This window comes from Bacillus sp. z60-11, from assembly GCF_046464135.1.
GTDB classification, from domain to species: Bacteria; Bacillota; Bacilli; order Bacillales; family Bacillaceae; genus Bacillus; species Bacillus sonorensis_A.
Genome location: NZ_JBIYSN010000002.1, coordinates 455,428 through 472,365, shown reverse-complemented (window position 1 = coordinate 472,365; position 16,938 = coordinate 455,428). Strand labels below are relative to the sequence as shown.

Below are 16,938 nucleotides of genomic sequence, written 5' to 3'. Positions count from 1 at the left end.
GAAATAAAGTATGATAATAGAGGGATAAAAGGTGAATATCGTCATATTTGACCACTTATGAAACTTTACACTTCTGTTTTACGGGCGTAATATAAATCTCATCAAAAAACTGAATAAAATTTCCAATTTACGTAACCGCTGAATTCCAACCGGAAGCGGGGGAACCAATTTTTTGTGGCATGCCACTTGGGGTGAATCCTTTTTCAAGGTAAGGTGACTCTTTGCACCTGAATCCGACAGCTAACCTCGTAAGCGTTTAAAGAGAACCCAAATACGTGCGGAAAGCACGGTTTCTTAACTGTGCCTAAAAAAAGCCGTAAGAGGTTTGTTCTCTTGCGGCTTTTTTTCATGCCTTCAAAACAGAAATGAGAGGAGGTGAGTAAACGTGCGTGATATCGTGATGCTGGCTGTGACCGCATCTTTAACGGCGATGCTGCTTTTATTGGTGAAGTGGGCGGGAAAAACGACTGATCATTCATAGAGAGGGTGAATCCAAATGATATGTCTCTTTGCCATAGTGATCGCCATGTTTGTTTATTTAACCTATGCTTTGTTGAATCCGGAAAAATTTTAACTGGGGGTAAAAGAAAATGACATCGCTTTTGTCGATCTGTTTCATTCTGCTGATCGCATTGTCGGCGGCTAAACCGATGGGGCTTTACATAGCTAAAGTGTTTGATTACGCTCCGTCTCAAATCGACCGTATTTTTCTGCCGGCTGAACGTCTGTTTTATCGAATTGGCGGTGTGAAAACGGAAAATCAATCATGGAGGAAATACGCTGTCTCCCTTGTTTTGACCAACACGGTGATGATTTGCACGGTCTATCTCGTTTTCCGCCTGCAAGGGGTATTGCCTTTCAATCCGACAAACGTTGCGGGTATGGAGCCGACGCTTGCCTTTAATACAGCCGTCAGTTTTATGACCAATACGAATTTACAGCATTACAGCGGTGAAAGCGGTCTTTCTCTGTTGTCGCAAATGATCGCCATTACCTTTTTAATGTTTGCGGCGCCTGCCACCGCCCTCTCTGCAGCGATGGCGATGATTCGGGGGCTTGCCGGAAAGCCGCTCGGCAATTTCTTTGTCGATCTGATTCGCTCTATCACCCGGATTTTACTGCCGATCTCCGTTGTTGCGGCCCTTGTTTTTGTCGGTTTAGGGGTACCTCAGACGCTCAGCCCGACCGCCACAGCCCATACGCTAACCGGAGGGGAGCAGACGATTTTGCGCGGGCCGGTCGCTTCTTTTTTATCCATCAAAGAACTGGGAAACAACGGAGGAGGGTATTTCGGGGTCAACTCTTCCCATCCATATGAAAATCCAAATGGATGGAGCAATGCGGTTCAAATCTTGTTGATGCTTCTCATCACCATTTCACTGCCGTTTACCTACGGGAAAATGGTAGGGAACAAAAAACAGGGACGGATCCTTTTTGTATCGGCCGGTCTTTTGTTTTTAATCGCCGCCGGTGCAGCCTTTATGACGGAATCGGGAGGAAACACCGCTGTCAGCGAGCTGGGGATCAGCCATGATGAAGGCAGTATGGAGGGAAAAGAAGTCCGTTTTGGAACATTGAATTCAGCCTTTTATGCGATGGTCACCACCGCAACTGAAACGGGTGCGGTCAATACGATGCACGATACGCTGGCGCCTCTCACAGGGCTTATGGCATTGCTCAACATGATGCTGAACACGGTTTTTGGCGGAATTGGTGCCGGATTTATGAACATGCTTTTGTATGCGATGGTCTCCGTTTTTCTCTCCGGTTTAATGGTGGGGAGAACACCTGAGTTTTTAGGCAAAAAAATTGAAGGAAAAGAAATGAAGCTCATTGCTGTCACGCTGCTGATTCATCCCCTGTTGATTCTAGGGGCGTCAGCGCTTGCAATGTATACACAGGCCGGGCAAGATGCGATCTCAAATCCCGGTTTTCACGGGATCAGCCAGGTTTTATATGAGTATACATCCTCAGCCGCGAATAACGGTTCCGGCTTTGAAGGACTGGGAGATGCCACACCATTCTGGAATATAACAACCGGGATCGTGATGTTCATCGGCCGTTATTTCTCAATCGTCACATTGCTGGCTGTCACGGGATCTTTGTTGAAAAAACAAGCCGTCCCGGAAACGACCGGCACATTCCGGACGGATACAAGTCTGTTTGGCGGCATTTTTGTTGCCTCGATTTTGATTGTCGGAGCACTCACCTTCTTTCCTGTGTTGGTGTTGGGGCCGGTTGCAGAGTTTTTAACATGATGATAGGGGGGCTTTATCAATGAACGATTTGCCGATCGTTTCAGATTCGGTTCGCAAGCCAAAGCGTATGATGGACAAAACAATCATAAAAGCTGCGATCAAAGATGCTTTTTTAAAATTAGATCCGAGACGTATGGTTAAAAATCCGATTATATTTATGGTGGAAGTTGGTTTTTTGATTGCCGTTCTGCTTTCCATTTTTCCGCAGTATTTCGGAAGCGCGGCGGCTCCTTGGTTCAACCCGGCAGTTTCCGTGATCTTGCTTTTTACGGTTTTGTTCGCCAACTTCGCTGAAGCATTGGCTGAAGGAAGGGGAAAAGCGCAGGCGGATTCTTTAAAACAGACGAAAAAAAGGATCTGGGCCAATAAAGTAATGGATGGCAGAAGCGAAAAAGTGTCATCAGACGATCTGCGAAAAGGGGATATTGTCATTGTATCCCAAGGTGAAATGATTCCCGGAGACGGCGAAGTGATCGATGGTCTCGCCTCCGTTGATGAATCGGCCATTACAGGTGAGTCCGCCCCGGTTATCAAAGAAGCGGGTGGCGATTTTAGTTCTGTCACGGGTGGGACCCGCGTCATCAGCGATTCGATTACAATCGAAATCACAAGCGATCCCGGTGAAACCTTTTTGGATCAGATGATTGCCTTGGTCGAAGGAGCGGAAAGGCAGAAAACCCCGAATGAAATTGCCTTGAACACCGTGTTAATGAGCTTGACCATCATTTTTCTGATTGTTGTTGTGACACTTCCGTTGTTTACGGCTTACCTCGGTTTTCAACTTGATCCCGCGATCCTGATTGCACTGCTTGTCTGTCTGATCCCGACGACGATTGGAGGGCTTTTGTCGGCGATCGGGATTGCGGGGATGGATCGTGTCACCCGGTTTAACGTGCTGGCGATGTCGGGGAAAGCTGTCGAGGCCGCCGGTGATATTAACACGATCATTCTCGATAAAACGGGAACGATCACGTTTGGGAACCGGATGGCTAGTGAGTTTGTGCCGGTCGGAGAAGAAACACTGCAGTCTGTCGGCGAATATGCAGCTCTCAGTTCGGTTCATGATGAAACACCGGAAGGGCGCTCTGTCATCGAACTCGCCAAAAAACGGACAATCCAATACGACTCATCTGTTGTTGAAGGCGGAGATTTCGTCGACTTCAAAGCGGAAACAAGAATGAGCGGAGCTGATCTTCCGGATGGAAGAAAAATACGCAAAGGTGCCGTCGATGCCGTGAAACAGTGGGTCGAAGAAAACGGCGGAACGATTCCGCAGGATCTTGATCAAAAAAGCGAACAGATTTCAAAAGAAGGCGGTACTCCGCTGGCCGTGGCGGCCGATGATCGAATGTTCGGTTTGATTTATTTGAAGGACACCGTCAAACCGGGGATGAGAGAACGTTTTGAAGAGCTTCGCAAAATGGGAATAAAAACGGTGATGTGTACGGGTGATAATCCGCTTACCGCTGCAACCATCGCCAAAGAGGCCGGGGTCGATGATTTTATCGCGGAATGCAAACCGGAAGATAAAATCAACGTCATCAAAGAGGAACAATTGAAGGGAAAATTAGTCGCCATGACGGGAGATGGGACAAATGATGCGCCGGCGCTGGCCCAAGCTGACGTAGGGATTGCCATGAACAGCGGGACGACTGCGGCAAAAGAAGCGGCGAACATGGTGGATCTTGACTCGAATCCGACGAAGATTATTGAAGTGGTGTCGATTGGAAAGCAGCTGCTCATGACCCGCGGCGCTTTAACGACGTTTAGCATTGCAAATGATATTGCCAAATACTTTGCCATTATTCCGGCGATGTTTATGCTGGCCATTCCCGACATCAAAGCACTGAACATTATGGGGCTTGCTTCACCGTTGTCGGCCATTTTATCGGCACTGATTTTTAACGCGGTGATCATTCCGCTTCTCATCCCGTTGGCGATAAAGGGAGTAGCATACAAACCGATGAGCTCAAATGCTTTATTGGCCCGCAACTTATTGATCTATGGACTTGGAGGTGTGATTGTTCCGTTTATCGGGATTAAGCTGATTGATATGTTGATTCAGATCATGTAAGGAGGACAGATGATGATAATGAAAGAATTAGGAGCGGTTGTCAGGGTCAGCTTGCTACTTATGATCATGTGCGGGCTGGCGTATCCCTTGGCGATGACAGGAATTTCCCAGACGGTTATGCCTGAAAAATCAAACGGAAGTCTTGTTTATAATCCAAAAGGAGAAATCATCGGCTCGGCGCTAATCGGGCAGTCATTTACAGATCCGCGTTTTTTTCACGGCAGGGAATCAAGCATCGGCTATGATGCGGCAGGGTCGGGATCACCGAATGAGGCATCGTCAAATCCAGCTTTGTTGAAGCGGATCAAAACTTCAATTGAATCATGGAAAAAGGAAAATCCCGATGTTCCTGTCAAAGGGATTCCGGTTGATGTCATCACGAATTCTGCATCGGGGTTAGACCCCGATATCAGCCCGGACGGCGCACGAGTTCAAATTCCAAGAATCAGCAGACTGACAGGAGTTTCACAGAGAGATCTTGAACAATTGGTTCATAGACATACAAAAAATGCTTCCATCTTCAGTGAACCGCGTGTGAATGTACTGCTCCTAAACATTGATTTGAAGGAAAGGCTGAATTAGTGATGTCTCCTCAATGTCTAGATACTGCAGACATTGGGGAAGACATTCCGAGGAGGGCTGACTATTGCAAAAAAACCCCCGGGACTTTAGAAGAAAAACACCGGAGGAACTATTGGCTGAAATTGAAATGCTGAAAAGTGGGCATTGGACGATTTTTATCGGTTCGGCTCCCGGCGTCGGGAAAACGTACCGAATGCTGCAGGAGGCCGATGGTTTAAAACGTGAGGGCATAGATGTGGTCATCGGTCTAATCGAAACGCACGGCAGGAAAGAGACGGCCGCTTTAATGAATGATTTGGAGATCATTCCAAAGAGGAAAATCGAATACAAAGGAAAAATGCTCGAAGAAATGGATGTCGACGCGATCATTGAGCGTAAGCCCGATCTTGTGATCATAGATGAACTAGCGCATACAAACATTCCCGGATCGAAGAATGAAAAACGCTATATGGACGCAGAAGATATTTTGAAAGAAGGGATCAACGTTCTCTCTGCGGTCAATATTCAGCATGTAGAGAGCGTTCATGATATTGTTCAGCATGTGACGGGTGTAAAAGTAAGGGAACGGATTCCTGACCGCGTCTTGGATAGGGCTCATGAAATTATCCTGATCGATGTCACCCCTGAAACATTGCAAAAACGGCTGCGGGAAGGAAAAATTTATGAAAAACATAAAATAAAACAGGCTTTATCCCACTTTTTCACCAAAAATAATTTAGCGGCGCTCAGAGAACTCGCTTTGCGCGAAGTGGCAGATGATGTGGATGACCGGATGGAGCGGACCGGTTTCAATGGGAGCCGGCGGCCAAGGGGAACAAATGAAAAAATACTCGTCTGCGTGCAGCACGGAAAAATGCCGAAAAACTGATTCGCCGCGGCTGGAGAATTGCGAGCAGGCTGAAAGCCAATCTGTTTGTGCTGACGGTTTCCCCCCAGTCAAAAGAGCGGCTGGGAAAACACGAACGCGACAAAATCAGTCAATGGGAACGCCTCTGTGCCCAATTTGGCGCCGAGTTTATTTTTATATTTAAACCTTCCGGCAAACGCTATGTGTCAGAAACGATTACCGAGATCGCGAAGAAAAAAAGCATCACCCAGATTGTGCTGGGGCAGTCCGCTCGCTCAAGATGGGAGGAAATCACGAAAGGTTCCATTGTCAACAGCATCATGCGGCATACGGACGGTATCGACATTCATATCGTCTCAGATGAAAAAGTTTAGATTTGACAGCAAACAGCGCCTTAGTCTCCCAAATCTCCGCTCTGTCGGCCTTCAAGCCTGAGCAAGTGCTGTTTCATCTCCAGACCGCCCCGGTAGCCTGTCAACTTGCCGTTTTTTCCGATGACACGATGGCAGGGGATGACGATTAAAAGCGGATTGGCGCCGATCGCGGCGCCAACGGCCCGAACAGCGTCCGGCCTTTGGATCACAACGGCGATTTCCGAATATGTGCGTGTTTCTCCATAAGGAATCATGCGCAAAGCGTGCCAGACCGAGAGCTGAAAAGGCGTGCCGGTGAGAGCAACGGGCAGGCTGAAATGCCTGCACCGCCCGCTAAAATAAGCCGTCAATTCATCCGTGTATGGCTGAAGCTTTTCATCATCGCGGACGACAGCAAGGTCCGGAAACCTTTTACTGGCCCAGTCGGCCAGCTTCCGTGAGCCCTTCTGATCGAAGTCTGTATAGCAAAGCCCTTTTGCTGATGCCGCGATTGTGAGAGTCCAGCTGCCCCATTCAAACTGACTCCACTGCAAGATTTTTTCAATCATTGGCTACTTCCTCCGCTTCATCTGCCGGTACTCTGTCGGCGTTTGTCCTTTGATTTTTTTAAAGAGGACGGCAAAATAATCCGCATTTGCGATGCCGATCGCCGCGGCAATTTCCGCCATCGGTTGATTTGAAGAGGCGAGCAGCTTGCCCGCTTCAGAGATTCTTTTTTGCCGGATATAGTCTACCGGAGAAACACCCTTGATCCGTTTGAATATCCGCTGCAGGTGAAAAGGGCTGACATGGCTTATGTCGGCTAGTGCTTTGAGCGTCAAGGGTTCACGGTAATGTGTGGCGATGATGTGTGCGACTTGTTCTGCAAGCTCTTCATCGGGAAGCAGCGCACCGTCCGGCCGGCAGCGCTTGCACGGACGAAAGCCCGCTGCTAGAGCTTGCTCTGCATTTTGGAATATACGGACATTTTCAATTTGGGGAGCCCTTGATTTACAGGAGGGACGGCAAAAGATTCCCGTTGTTTTTACCGCATAAAGAAAAGCGCCGTCATAAGACCGGTCGTTTTCGACAATCGCCCGCCACCGTTCAGGCGTCAATTCCGATTTACTGTTCATATGATCACCCCGCTGTATGTCAGTATAACCTGAAAAAGGGTGTATGTGTTCGTGTAAAGAATGGGATCGCAAGATGACAAAGAAAAAAATCATGTGCTCAGAAAGCGGCTGACCGCACTTGATTCTGAATCTTTAAAGGACTACACTTGGATAAAAGACCCATGGGGTGAGACTGATGAAGAAATCAGAGAAGTTCGCCTCCTAAAATAAATATTCTATTATTTTAGGAGGATCAAGCATGAATTTTAAAAGAATAGACCTGGAGCATTGGCATCGAAAACCTTATTTTGAACACTTCATGTCAGAAGGGAAATGCTCTTTCAGCCTGACGGCAAACCTGAATATCAGTGCAATGCTGGAGGTGCTGAAAGAACAGAACATCAAGCTTTATCCCGCGTTTATTTACATGGTTTCAAGGGTTGTTCAAGCCTATCCAGAATTCAGAACGGGCTACAATGAGAAGGGTGAGCTCGGGGTATGGGAGCAGATGAATCCCTGCTATACGGTTTTTCATCATAAAGAACAAACCTTTTCCGCCGTATGGACGGAGTATGATATTGATTTTTCGCGGTTTTATCATAACCATCTGAAAGACATGCTTCGCTTTGGAAACAACAAAGGACTGTGGGCTAAGGAAAATATCCCGGCCAACGCGTTTTCGATCTCCTCTATTCCATGGGTAAGCTTTACAAGCTTCAATTTGAACCTTGCAAACAGCGGACATTTGCTGCCGATCATCACAAACGGGAAATTCTTTTCGAATGGAACAGAGACGCTGCTGCCGGTTTCCCTGCAGGTTCACCATGCGGTGTGTGACGGCTGGCATGCGGGTGTTTTTATGAATGAATTACAGAGGTTGGCTGACTCCGGCGAGGAATGGCTGAAAAAGTGAATGGAATGAAAAGAGGCCGGATACACACCCGGCCTCTTTTTGATACGTTATGCAGCTATTGTTTTCTCTTTTCTGACCAATCCCATGATACCGGCGATGAAAAGCAGAACGCCCGATAAAATGTAGAACATGAAAATACAAATAAATCCGCCGATTGCAGAAATTAAAAGCATGATTCCGCCAAGTTTTGCTTTATTCCTCACTATGACTGATCCAACAATACCGAGAATGGAAAAGAAGACCGCTCCCCATCCAAGTCCAACGATTTGACTTGTGCCGGATGAGCTGAATGCAGCGTCGATGCCGCCGATCATCAATGCAATAAAAGCGCCGATAAAACCGAAAATACCGCCAATTAGACCTAGTACAAATTCTGTCGTTCTTTTCATATGTAAAAACTCCTTTTTTTTGCCGGTACCGTTACTGGCACAGGCTTCTTTGTCCAAAATCGCTGCCGTCACCCGTCAAATGCTTGCATCATTGTTTATGATCTGCCCTTCCAGCAACGAAGCTTCAAGCAACCGTAAACTTCTTCTATGAACAGCGGCAATAAAAATAAATGTTTTAATCATTGCATATTCCAATTGCTGTGAAAGAATAAAAGTTTAAGATTGTTGCCCATGAAGATTTTCTGCACCCCAAAATGAACCTTGTTTTTTAGGCCTACATCCTGCCGGCAACGTTCTTTTTGGAATGATCCTCTTTCAATCGCTCCATACAGCTGAAATAAGCGGGCTTTTGATCTGTTCGAATATCCACCTCCTGTTCTCAGTACGAACACTCCTATTATCATAGGTTAAAATACCCAATTTTTCAATAGGTTTTTTTGGAGTCAAAATAAGTATCGGTCGAAAAGGCCGTTTCTTTATATTTTTTCGGACGGAGTATGTTCATAAAAAAACCTCCCGCGCAGGGAAGGTTTATATTGCATATGAAGCTTTTATTTGATCTGCCATTCTTTGATCACCAGTGTGGAAGAGCCGCTTTCAACAATCGGATCGGAATGTCCGATTTCTGTTGCTTCTTTGAGAGACTTTGCCCTGATGAGATACGCACCTCCGGATGCATCGCTGAAAGGGCCGAACATGTCCAGGCGGTTCTCGGCTTTCAGCCTGTCCAAAAATTCATAATGGGCCGGCACATATTGATCGTTAAAGTTCTCGGTTCTGGTTGTCATAAGTAGATATTTTTTCATCGTAGCACTCCTTTCTGTCAAAAGATGACTTTATTTTAGCACAAATAAAAGATTCATATAAAGGTTCGCCTAATCTGAATTCGTCCGCATCAACCGGCGTTCAAGATATCTTCTGTAATGAACATCGTGTATGAAGCGAATCGCAGGTCTTGTCATCAGCTGAAAACTTCCGATGACAAACAGCCAGATTCCCGCGGGCTTCAACGTGGCCGAAAAAAAGAAGAAGCTCCCGACAAAAAATAAAAGACCGATGAGAAAGTCGTTTACTGTATGGAGCACCTTATATCTTTTTTTGAAAAACAATTCATATCGGTCCATATGCTGCTGCATCTCGTTTGCTTCTTTTGACATTGTTCCATTCCCCCCATCTCTTTTTTCTTACCCTTGAGGAAGTAAAAGTAAAACGTGAAGAGCAGGTGCTCTTAGTCATGGTACTCCTGATACTATGATCAATACACTGCTATTTTCCTATGTTCGAAGTCACTTATAATGCATAGCGTAAGGGGGTGACAAAATGGAAAAGCTGAATTCTGGGGTCTCGAAAGGGTTGATTCTCCTAATGGCGGTGATTTCAGGATTTACTGTGGCAAATATCTATTTAAATCAAACGCTTCTGGTCAGCATGGCGCATACGTTTCACACAACAGCCGCCGAGACGGGCATGATCGCGACAATCACCCAGGCAGGCTACGCATTGGGAAATTTAATGCTGGTTCCTCTTGGCGATATGTTTGAAAGGCGCCGGCTGATTTTAAATCTGTTGTTACTTGTCTGTCTCTGTTCTGCCAGTTCAGCGATTGCCGTGAATTTTTTCTGGCTTGTGACAGTACAGCTTCTGCTGGGGTTTTTTACGATCATCCCGCAATTGATCGTTCCTTTTGCAGCAGACCTTGCCCGTGAGACGGAGAGAGGAAAAGTGATCGGCAATGTTGCAATCGGCCTGGTGTGCGGAATTTTGGGAGCAAGGCTTTTTAGCGGCATCATTGATTCGCAGTACGGCTGGAGGTCGGTGTATTGGATCACGTGTGCGGCATCAGTCATGATCATGGTGCTGATTCGTTTGTTTTTGCCGAAAAGCAAGGTTGCAAACACCGTTCACTATAGAAAACTTTTGGCATCTCTGGGGCCTTTGCTCCTGCAGGAAAAAACTCTGAGAAAAGCCTGTTTGAGCCAAGGTCTTATGTTTGGCGCTTTTAGTTTGTTTTGGACGACGCTTGTTTTTCTGCTGAATGATCCACCTTATACCTATGGAAGCCAGGGCGCAGGAATGATTGGGCTTGTCGGAATCGGAGGCGCCTTTGCTGCTCCTGTGATCGGGCGAATTATTGACAAGAGGGGGCACGTTTTTGCAAATGTGCTGTGCATGTCATTATCATTATTTGCTTTTATCCTCCTTTTTTTAGGGAAAATATCTTTAATAGCCGTCATTATAGGAGCGCTCTTTGTCACCATGGGCACGCAAGCCAATCAGGTTGTAAGCCAGGCTATGATCTTTCAATTGTCCGGTGAGATGAGAAGCCGTCTCAACGGTATGTTGATGGTTATGGTTTTCCTCGGCGGCGCCTTGGGTTCATTCCTGGGCGTTTTGACCTGGAGCAGCTTCAATTGGCCAGGTGTTTGTGCGCTCGGAATACTGATGACCGGTATCGCCTTCACATCACTGTTGATTTCCGACAAGCCTGCCCAAAAAATTCAATGCGAGGAGAGAATAGATCATGCAAATGTGCGACAATTATAAAAAAGGACTTAAAGTATTAGAACAAATTGATCAAGACCATTACGAAGAAATTGTAAACAGTTTCAAAGAATCGATTGCCCCTGATCTTGGAAAGTTGGCCGTGGAGTTTAACTACGGCCAGATCTTTTCAAGACCGGGCCTTGAATTGAAGTCCAGGCTGCTGGCGTCAGTAGCGGGTCTAACCGCGCTTGGAAACACAGAGCAGCTGCCGTTTTATATCAATGGTGCGCTAAATGCCGGATGGACAAAGGAAGAGATCATCGAAGTGATGATGCAGATGATCATTTATTCAGGTTTTCCAAACGGCCTTAACACAATATTAACGGTCGCCTCAGAAGTGTTTGCCGAGCGAAACGGGGATCCAGAAGAATCCCACTCATCACAATAAATAGCAGGTTCTATCTTCATTCCGCTCCTTTTTCATGTAGAATCTTAAATAGAAGATGTTCGCCACGCAGGAGGAGTGAGTATTTTGGATGGAATGAAAGAGAAAAGAAAAGAGTTGGGCGATTTTTTGAAATTAAAAAGGTCAACAGTATCCCCCGAAGAATACGGGATGCCGCTCGGACAGAGAAGAAGAACGAAAGGTCTGAGAAGAGAAGAACTGGCCCAGCTTGCCGGCATTGGGGTGACCTGGTATACGTGGCTTGAGCAGGGGAGGGATATCCAAGTATCGACACAGGTGCTGGAAAGCATTTCGAGAGTTCTCAAATTAAACTATGAGGAAAAAAAGCATGTCTTTCTGTTGGCTGGACAGCAAATCCCGCTCTATGAACTGCAAAGCACCAAACAACACTTGAACCCGGCCGTTCAGCATCTGATTGAGCATTTAAAAGATTGTCCCGTCTACGTCACAGATGAAAAGTGGGACGTGATTGCCTGGAATGAAGCGGCGTGTTTGGTGTTCGGCGATTTTAAACGGATGAGTCATAAAGAAAAAAATGCGATTTGGCGCTGTTTTTGTTCCAAGGACTATCAAAAACTTCTGGCTGATTGGGAAAGCCATGCGAAAAGACTGCTGGCGCAATTTCGATTCACAGCTTCCCGCTTCATTGGAGAAGAATGGATCAACGAGTTGATCGATGAGTTGTCGCAAAAAAGCGCTGAATTTCGCAGCTGGTGGAATCATCATGACATCCTCGGCACGCCCGCCGGTGAAAAAGAAATTAATCACCCTTCGGCCGGCACGATGTTTATGGAGCATGTCACTCTGCAATTATACGATGCGCCTGATTTAAAGCTCACGGTGTATAGACCGTTGGAAAAAGAAAACACGATTTCAAAACTGAGAATGTTATTGTCTAAATCGTAAAGGGAGCGGATCAATCCGCTTCCTTTTTTCATGAACAAATGCATCATCCATACGGGGGAGGGCCAACATATTAAAAACGTCATGAGGAGGTTTATGATGAAAAAACTGTTGTTTACCATTGGTGCATTTTGTATTGCAAGCGCGCTTTCGCCAATTTCGGCAGCAAACGCGCTCAATATTCAGCAATTGCCGGTCAAGCAGAAGACAGACCAATGGACGGTTGAAATCGGCAAAGCGAAAGAAGGAAAGAACCTGGCAAAAGCTGAACAAGGAAAATATCAAACATATTCGGTCAAGGTTCAAAAAATCGGCCGCGATATAGCTTCAGCGGAAATTCATCTTTTTAGAAATGATCCGCACTCCGAAACGAAGTATTCTCTTTTCGGCAAGCGTGACGAACGTCGTGATCACAAGGAGGAAGCTTTGTTGGCCAAAAGTTTGAATAATGGAACGCCTGTCAGCTACAGCAATATTTTAGTAGCCGAAAAAGCATCGGAATTAGAAGTCGATATCCTATGGACGGAAAAAGGAACTGAAGGAAGAATGTTAAAGGAGACATTTACATTCACATCGAATGCCCGCAACTGATGGGGGCGACATAAAAGGTCATAGAAAATAAACGGAACACCCTTCCATTGAATTGAAAAGTCTGCTACATTGATCTAGAAGAATGAAAAAACACGATCCGGTTGGTAGTCCAGATGCATCTTGATGATGTCAGTAACCTTCCCCTCCTCGGGATGTCCATCATTCTTCGTAAGTTTTAATAGAGGAGGGAATCGTGATGAAATTAACGATTTACCATGATGGCCAGTTTTACGTCGGGATTATTGAAGTTGTACGGGAAGGCAAATTAAGGGCATTTCGCCATATGTTTGGCCAGGAGCCGAAAGATAAGGAAGTGCTCGAGTTTGTCAACCATCAGCTTATGCGGATCATTGCAGATGCTGAACAGGAAGGGATTCGGATACAAGCTGAACCCGAAAGGAAAATCAATCCGAAAAGGCTTCAGCGCCAAGTGGCCAAAGAAATGAAGCATGCCCGGATATCCACTAAAGCTCAAGAAGCCATCAAACAGGAACAGCAAGCCAAAAAAGAAAAGAAAAAACGCTTGAATAAACACCGCCGGGAACAGGAAAACATGCAAAAATACCGCTTGAAAAAGCAAAAGGCAAAAGCGAAGCATAGAGGCAAGTAAGCGAATGTTCCCGCCAAAGGTTAAAACGGCCCTCATCAGATGAGGGCCGTTTGATTTGAAATCGTTCCCCCGCATCCTACTCATCTGAATAGGCATCAATATTCCTTACCTTCCGCTCTTGTCATTTGCAAGAAAAATATCATCATCGATATATATGATCGTTTCAGAGAATGGTAAACTATTGACAAACAGTACTTTGGAAGGGGGTATCTATGACCAATATCGCATATGGAATATCTAGAATCCTTTTTAATATGAGATGAAACGCTTGATGCGTTCAAACGTCCGGCTAACACTCAGGATTCGTATTCGGAATTTTCTAAAAAACTAGCAAACGGCAACGGACAATATCCAAAAAGGACAAAGGATGATAGACATGAAAAGAATCGATAAAGTGTATCAGCAGCTTATGCAAAATTTTCATGAAACAACCTTGGATCACCTTTTAAAGGTGCAAGGATATTCTGCAAAAGAAATCGCTGAACAGCTGAAAATGGAGCGCTCCAATGTTAGCTTTGAATTGAACAACCTTGTACGCTCGAAAAAGGTCATCAAAGTTAAAACATTCCCTGTTCGTTATGTCCCTGTTGAAACGGTGGAAAAAACGTTCGGACGTAAATGGAATAAAGACGTGATGGAAGTCGAGGAACTGAAGCAGTATGCCGGCCATTCGAAAAAGCCCCGCCGGGATATTTCCACGAATCCGCTGGAACTTATGATCGGGGCGAAAGGCAGCTTAAAAAAAGCGATCTCGCAAGCGAAAGCCGCTGTCTTTTATCCTCCGCACGGCCTCCATATGCTCCTTTTAGGACCGACGGGTTCGGGCAAATCGCTTTTTGCCAACCGGATTTACCAGTTCGCCATTTATTCCGACATATTGAAGCCGGGCGCTCCATTTATTACATTTAACTGTGCAGACTACTATAACAATCCGCAATTGCTGCTTTCGCAATTGTTTGGACATAAAAAAGGGAGCTTTACCGGCGCCGGCGACGATAAAGTCGGTTTGGTCGAACAGGCCGACGGCGGCATTCTGTTTATGGATGAGATCCACCGCCTTCCCCCGGAAGGACAGGAAATGCTGTTTTATTTTATTGACAGCGGAACATATAACAGGCTTGGGGAGACGGAACATAAACGGACAGCAAAGGTATTGTTCATATGCGCGACGACAGAAAACCCGAGCTCTGCTCTATTAAAAACATTTCTGCGAAGAATTCCGATGACGATACATATTCCCTCGCTTGATGAACGATCATTGCAGGAAAGAGTCGAGCTGACGACGTTTTTGTTGGGGAAAGAAGCAGAGCGGATCAAGAAAAATTTAAGCGTCCACATTGATGTGTACAACGCGCTGATTCATTCGGCGAAATTCGGAAATGTGGGACAGCTGAAATCGAATGTACAGCTTGTTTGTGCACACGGGTTTTTAAACCACCTGGACCGGGAAGATGTTGTGGAACTGACCGTCCGCGACCTTCCGGAGGACATCAAGCAAGACTGGATTTCCAGCAGCAAAAATATTGAAAGAAGCAAAATGATTTCTGAATATGTCAATATTACCACGATCATTTCGCCGATTGTCGAGGATGAAACAACCAAGATCGAAGACGATCTTTCCTTTAATCTGTATCATTTGATAGAGGAAAAAGTCAAAATCTTAAATCAGGAAGGTTTATCAAAAAAGGAGATTAATCAATACATTTTAACTGATATCCATTTGCATGTCCGCAGCTTTTTCCATCAACGAACATTTCAAAACTACAGCCTGCTGAAATTTGTGGAAGACGATGTGCTTCACATTACGAAAGCATTAAAAGAAGTTGCCGAACATGAGCTGAATTGCAAATTTGACCGTAAATTCATCTACTTTTTAAGCATGCATATCGACTCATTTTTAAAGCGCGGAAAGCAAATTGATGTCTTGAATACACAGGAGACGGACGAAATCCGTGACACCCATGTGAAAGAATATCAGGTCGCCCTGATTTTCAAAGATAAGATTGAAGAATATTTTAGAGTCGTCATTCCGGAAATCGAAGTCATCTATTTAACGATGCTCATTCATTCGATCAAATCATTGGAGGAAACGAAAAGGGTGGGGATTGTCGTGGCTGCACACGGAAACAGCATGGCAAGTTCCCTGGTGGAGGTGGCAACTGAACTGTTGGGCAGCACCCCGATTGTAGCCGTGGATATGCCCCTTACTGTATCACCGGCGGAAATCATCGAATGCCTGGCGGTAAAGGTTGAGGAAGTGGACGAAGGAGAGGGCGTTTTAATGCTCGTCGACATGGGATCGCTTGCAATGCTGGGAAGCAGGCTCGAAGAAAAAACCGGCGTCAAAATCAAAACGATCAGCAATGTTACCACAGCAATGGTGCTGGATGCGGTTCGAAAGGTGAACTATCTGAATCTAAACCTTCATGCGATCTATGATTCGGTTAAAAAGGACTTTATCGAATTATGGGACCAGCAGCCTGCGGCATCCGGCAAAAGGAAGGCGCTGGTCTCGATTTGCACGACAGGCAGCGGAACGGCCAAAAAGCTGGAAGAGATTTTAACAACGATCGTCAACAAAGCATCTGATGATCCGATTAAAATCCTGACCGTTTCATCCATGAAATTGGCAAACAGCATCAAAAAAATCGAACAAGAATATGAGATCGTTGCCACAGTCGGAACGAAAAACCCGAAAATCGACGCTCCCCATGTATCTTTGGAAGTATTAATTGAAGGAGAAGGCGAAAAAATTCTTCAGCAGGCGATCACAAAAGGTCATGCACCGGCAAACGTCGGACTAACCAGCCCGAATATCGTTGTGCGGGAGCTTTGCGAAGATAGTTTGAAAAAGTATCTGGTCTTTTTGAACCCGTACCATATTACAGAGATTTTATTGGAGTGGCTGCAAACAATCCAGGACGAATTGGGCATCATCTTAAACAACTCAGTGATGATCAAAGTCATCGTACACACCGCATTTGCTTTTGAAAGGGTGATCAAACAGAACCCGATCGCTTTTGCGGACGAAGAAGAGATAACCGATCAGCTGGAACGGGTCTACCGCGTGACGGAGCAGACATTAATACCTTACGAAGAAAAGCTCGGACTCAACATCAGCCGTGATGAAAAACTGTTTATCGCCTCGATTTTTGCCGAAGAATTGCAGTCTTCATGAAATGCAGGCTGTTTTAAATCCGCCTTTTTTCTATAAACCTGTATTAAATGGACCCCCATTTTAATACAGGTTTATTTTTTATTTGAAATGTGTTTCATACCGAAAAAATCACCGACTTAAGATTCAATAAAAAATGCTGATACTCCTACCTTGGCACGATACTTGCATGAATAAT

16 protein-coding genes, 1 pseudogene and 1 riboswitch are annotated in these 16,938 nt (G+C 45.5%); of the genes and pseudogenes, 12 read left to right on the top strand and 5 right to left on the bottom strand.

What is annotated here, in order from left to right:
- Window positions 1-126 precede the first annotated feature (126 nt).
- Window positions 127-271: riboswitch (cyclic di-AMP (ydaO/yuaA leader) on the top strand.
- Between the two features lie 225 nt (window positions 272-496).
- The 5 genes and pseudogenes from kdpF (at window position 497) to kdpDN (ending at window position 6,135) form a co-directional block, all read left to right on the top strand.
- Window positions 497-574, top strand: a complete 78-nt coding sequence (kdpF, locus tag ACINLD_RS09225) for a K(+)-transporting ATPase subunit F (protein ID WP_077737193.1) — start codon at window positions 497-499, stop codon at window positions 572-574.
- Between the two features lie 16 nt (window positions 575-590).
- On the top strand, window positions 591-2,258 hold the full coding sequence (kdpA, locus tag ACINLD_RS09220; RefSeq protein WP_409444589.1) for a potassium-transporting ATPase subunit KdpA: 1,668 nt from the start codon (window positions 591-593) through the stop codon (window positions 2,256-2,258).
- A 19-nt stretch (window positions 2,259-2,277) separates the two neighbouring features.
- On the top strand, window positions 2,278-4,332 hold the full coding sequence (gene kdpB / locus ACINLD_RS09215; protein WP_409444590.1) for a potassium-transporting ATPase subunit KdpB: 2,055 nt from the start codon (window positions 2,278-2,280) through the stop codon (window positions 4,330-4,332).
- Between the two features lie 12 nt (window positions 4,333-4,344).
- Window positions 4,345-4,914: a potassium-transporting ATPase subunit KdpC gene (gene kdpC, locus ACINLD_RS09210; protein WP_236251145.1), complete on the top strand. Its 570-nt coding sequence runs from the start codon at window positions 4,345-4,347 to the stop codon at window positions 4,912-4,914.
- Window positions 4,915-5,041: 127 nt separating this feature from the next.
- Window positions 5,042-6,135, top strand: a pseudogene (gene kdpDN / locus ACINLD_RS09205) (KdpD-like non-kinase potassium sensor).
- Window positions 6,136-6,155: 20 nt separating this feature from the next.
- Here the strand turns inward: kdpDN and ACINLD_RS09200 are convergent.
- A complete protein-coding gene (locus tag ACINLD_RS09200) occupies window positions 6,156-6,683 on the bottom strand; it encodes a methylated-DNA--[protein]-cysteine S-methyltransferase (protein WP_409444592.1) in 528 nt (175 codons plus the stop codon).
- Window positions 6,684-6,686: 3 nt separating this feature from the next.
- Window positions 6,687-7,250 carry a bifunctional transcriptional activator/DNA repair enzyme AdaA gene (locus ACINLD_RS09195; RefSeq protein ID WP_026588031.1) on the bottom strand — a complete coding sequence of 188 codons (564 nt, stop codon included), beginning with the start codon at window positions 7,248-7,250 and terminating at the stop codon, window positions 6,687-6,689.
- Between the two features lie 238 nt (window positions 7,251-7,488).
- On the opposite strand from ACINLD_RS09195, the gene catA reads away from it, so the two are divergent.
- Entirely contained in the window at window positions 7,489-8,142 is a 654-nt protein-coding gene (catA, locus tag ACINLD_RS09190; RefSeq protein ID WP_026588030.1) for a type A chloramphenicol O-acetyltransferase, read from the top strand.
- A 47-nt stretch (window positions 8,143-8,189) separates the two neighbouring features.
- On the opposite strand, the gene ACINLD_RS09185 is transcribed toward catA, so the two are convergent.
- The 3 genes from ACINLD_RS09185 to ACINLD_RS09175 form a co-directional block, all read right to left on the bottom strand.
- Window positions 8,190-8,531, bottom strand: a complete 342-nt coding sequence (locus tag ACINLD_RS09185) for a DUF4064 domain-containing protein (RefSeq protein WP_026588029.1) — start codon at window positions 8,529-8,531, stop codon at window positions 8,190-8,192.
- A gap of 551 nt (window positions 8,532-9,082) precedes the next feature.
- Window positions 9,083-9,337, bottom strand: a complete 255-nt coding sequence (locus ACINLD_RS09180; RefSeq protein ID WP_026588027.1) for a YciI family protein — start codon at window positions 9,335-9,337, stop codon at window positions 9,083-9,085.
- 69 nt (window positions 9,338-9,406) lie between these two features.
- Window positions 9,407-9,688, bottom strand: a complete 282-nt coding sequence (locus tag ACINLD_RS09175) for a YrhK family protein (protein WP_026588026.1) — start codon at window positions 9,686-9,688, stop codon at window positions 9,407-9,409.
- A 163-nt stretch (window positions 9,689-9,851) separates the two neighbouring features.
- Between ACINLD_RS09175 and ACINLD_RS09170 the strand changes: the two genes are divergently transcribed.
- From ACINLD_RS09170 to ACINLD_RS09145, 6 genes are all read left to right on the top strand, one after another.
- Window positions 9,852-11,075 (top strand): MFS transporter, encoded by a 1,224-nt coding sequence (locus ACINLD_RS09170; protein WP_077736350.1) that lies wholly within the window; start codon window positions 9,852-9,854, stop codon window positions 11,073-11,075.
- Window positions 11,053-11,463: a carboxymuconolactone decarboxylase family protein gene (locus ACINLD_RS09165; protein ID WP_035428218.1), complete on the top strand. Its 411-nt coding sequence runs from the start codon at window positions 11,053-11,055 to the stop codon at window positions 11,461-11,463. The genes ACINLD_RS09170 and ACINLD_RS09165 overlap by 23 nt, the downstream gene beginning before the upstream one ends.
- 84 nt (window positions 11,464-11,547) lie before the next feature.
- Window positions 11,548-12,387 carry a helix-turn-helix transcriptional regulator gene (locus ACINLD_RS09160; RefSeq protein WP_026588024.1) on the top strand — a complete coding sequence of 280 codons (840 nt, stop codon included), beginning with the start codon at window positions 11,548-11,550 and terminating at the stop codon, window positions 12,385-12,387.
- A gap of 96 nt (window positions 12,388-12,483) precedes the next feature.
- Window positions 12,484-12,975: a hypothetical protein gene (locus ACINLD_RS09155; RefSeq protein ID WP_026588023.1), complete on the top strand. Its 492-nt coding sequence runs from the start codon at window positions 12,484-12,486 to the stop codon at window positions 12,973-12,975.
- Window positions 12,976-13,171: 196 nt separating this feature from the next.
- Window positions 13,172-13,585: a YjdF family protein gene (locus ACINLD_RS09150; RefSeq protein ID WP_026588022.1), complete on the top strand. Its 414-nt coding sequence runs from the start codon at window positions 13,172-13,174 to the stop codon at window positions 13,583-13,585.
- A gap of 376 nt (window positions 13,586-13,961) precedes the next feature.
- Window positions 13,962-16,763, top strand: coding sequence for a sigma 54-interacting transcriptional regulator (locus tag ACINLD_RS09145; RefSeq protein ID WP_026588021.1), 2,802 nt, complete (start codon window positions 13,962-13,964; stop codon window positions 16,761-16,763).
- Window positions 16,764-16,938: the final 175 nt, after the last annotated feature.

Coding starts and splice junctions, on each gene's coding strand:
- kdpF (WP_077737193.1), top strand. CDS start 497: ATGATATGTCTCTTTGCCATAGTGATCGCCATGTTTGTTTATTTAACC.
- kdpA (WP_409444589.1), top strand. CDS start 591: ATGACATCGCTTTTGTCGATCTGTTTCATTCTGCTGATCGCATTGTCG.
- kdpB (WP_409444590.1), top strand. CDS start 2,278: ATGAACGATTTGCCGATCGTTTCAGATTCGGTTCGCAAGCCAAAGCGT.
- kdpC (WP_236251145.1), top strand. CDS start 4,345: ATGATAATGAAAGAATTAGGAGCGGTTGTCAGGGTCAGCTTGCTACTT.
- ACINLD_RS09200 (WP_409444592.1), bottom strand. CDS start 6,683: ATGATTGAAAAAATCTTGCAGTGGAGTCAGTTTGAATGGGGCAGCTGG.
- ACINLD_RS09195 (WP_026588031.1), bottom strand. CDS start 7,250: ATGAACAGTAAATCGGAATTGACGCCTGAACGGTGGCGGGCGATTGTC.
- catA (WP_026588030.1), top strand. CDS start 7,489: ATGAATTTTAAAAGAATAGACCTGGAGCATTGGCATCGAAAACCTTAT.
- ACINLD_RS09185 (WP_026588029.1), bottom strand. CDS start 8,531: ATGAAAAGAACGACAGAATTTGTACTAGGTCTAATTGGCGGTATTTTC.
- ACINLD_RS09180 (WP_026588027.1), bottom strand. CDS start 9,337: ATGAAAAAATATCTACTTATGACAACCAGAACCGAGAACTTTAACGAT.
- ACINLD_RS09175 (WP_026588026.1), bottom strand. CDS start 9,688: ATGTCAAAAGAAGCAAACGAGATGCAGCAGCATATGGACCGATATGAA.
- ACINLD_RS09170 (WP_077736350.1), top strand. CDS start 9,852: ATGGAAAAGCTGAATTCTGGGGTCTCGAAAGGGTTGATTCTCCTAATG.
- ACINLD_RS09165 (WP_035428218.1), top strand. CDS start 11,053: ATGCAAATGTGCGACAATTATAAAAAAGGACTTAAAGTATTAGAACAA.
- ACINLD_RS09155 (WP_026588023.1), top strand. CDS start 12,484: ATGAAAAAACTGTTGTTTACCATTGGTGCATTTTGTATTGCAAGCGCG.
- ACINLD_RS09150 (WP_026588022.1), top strand. CDS start 13,172: ATGAAATTAACGATTTACCATGATGGCCAGTTTTACGTCGGGATTATT.
- ACINLD_RS09145 (WP_026588021.1), top strand. CDS start 13,962: ATGAAAAGAATCGATAAAGTGTATCAGCAGCTTATGCAAAATTTTCAT.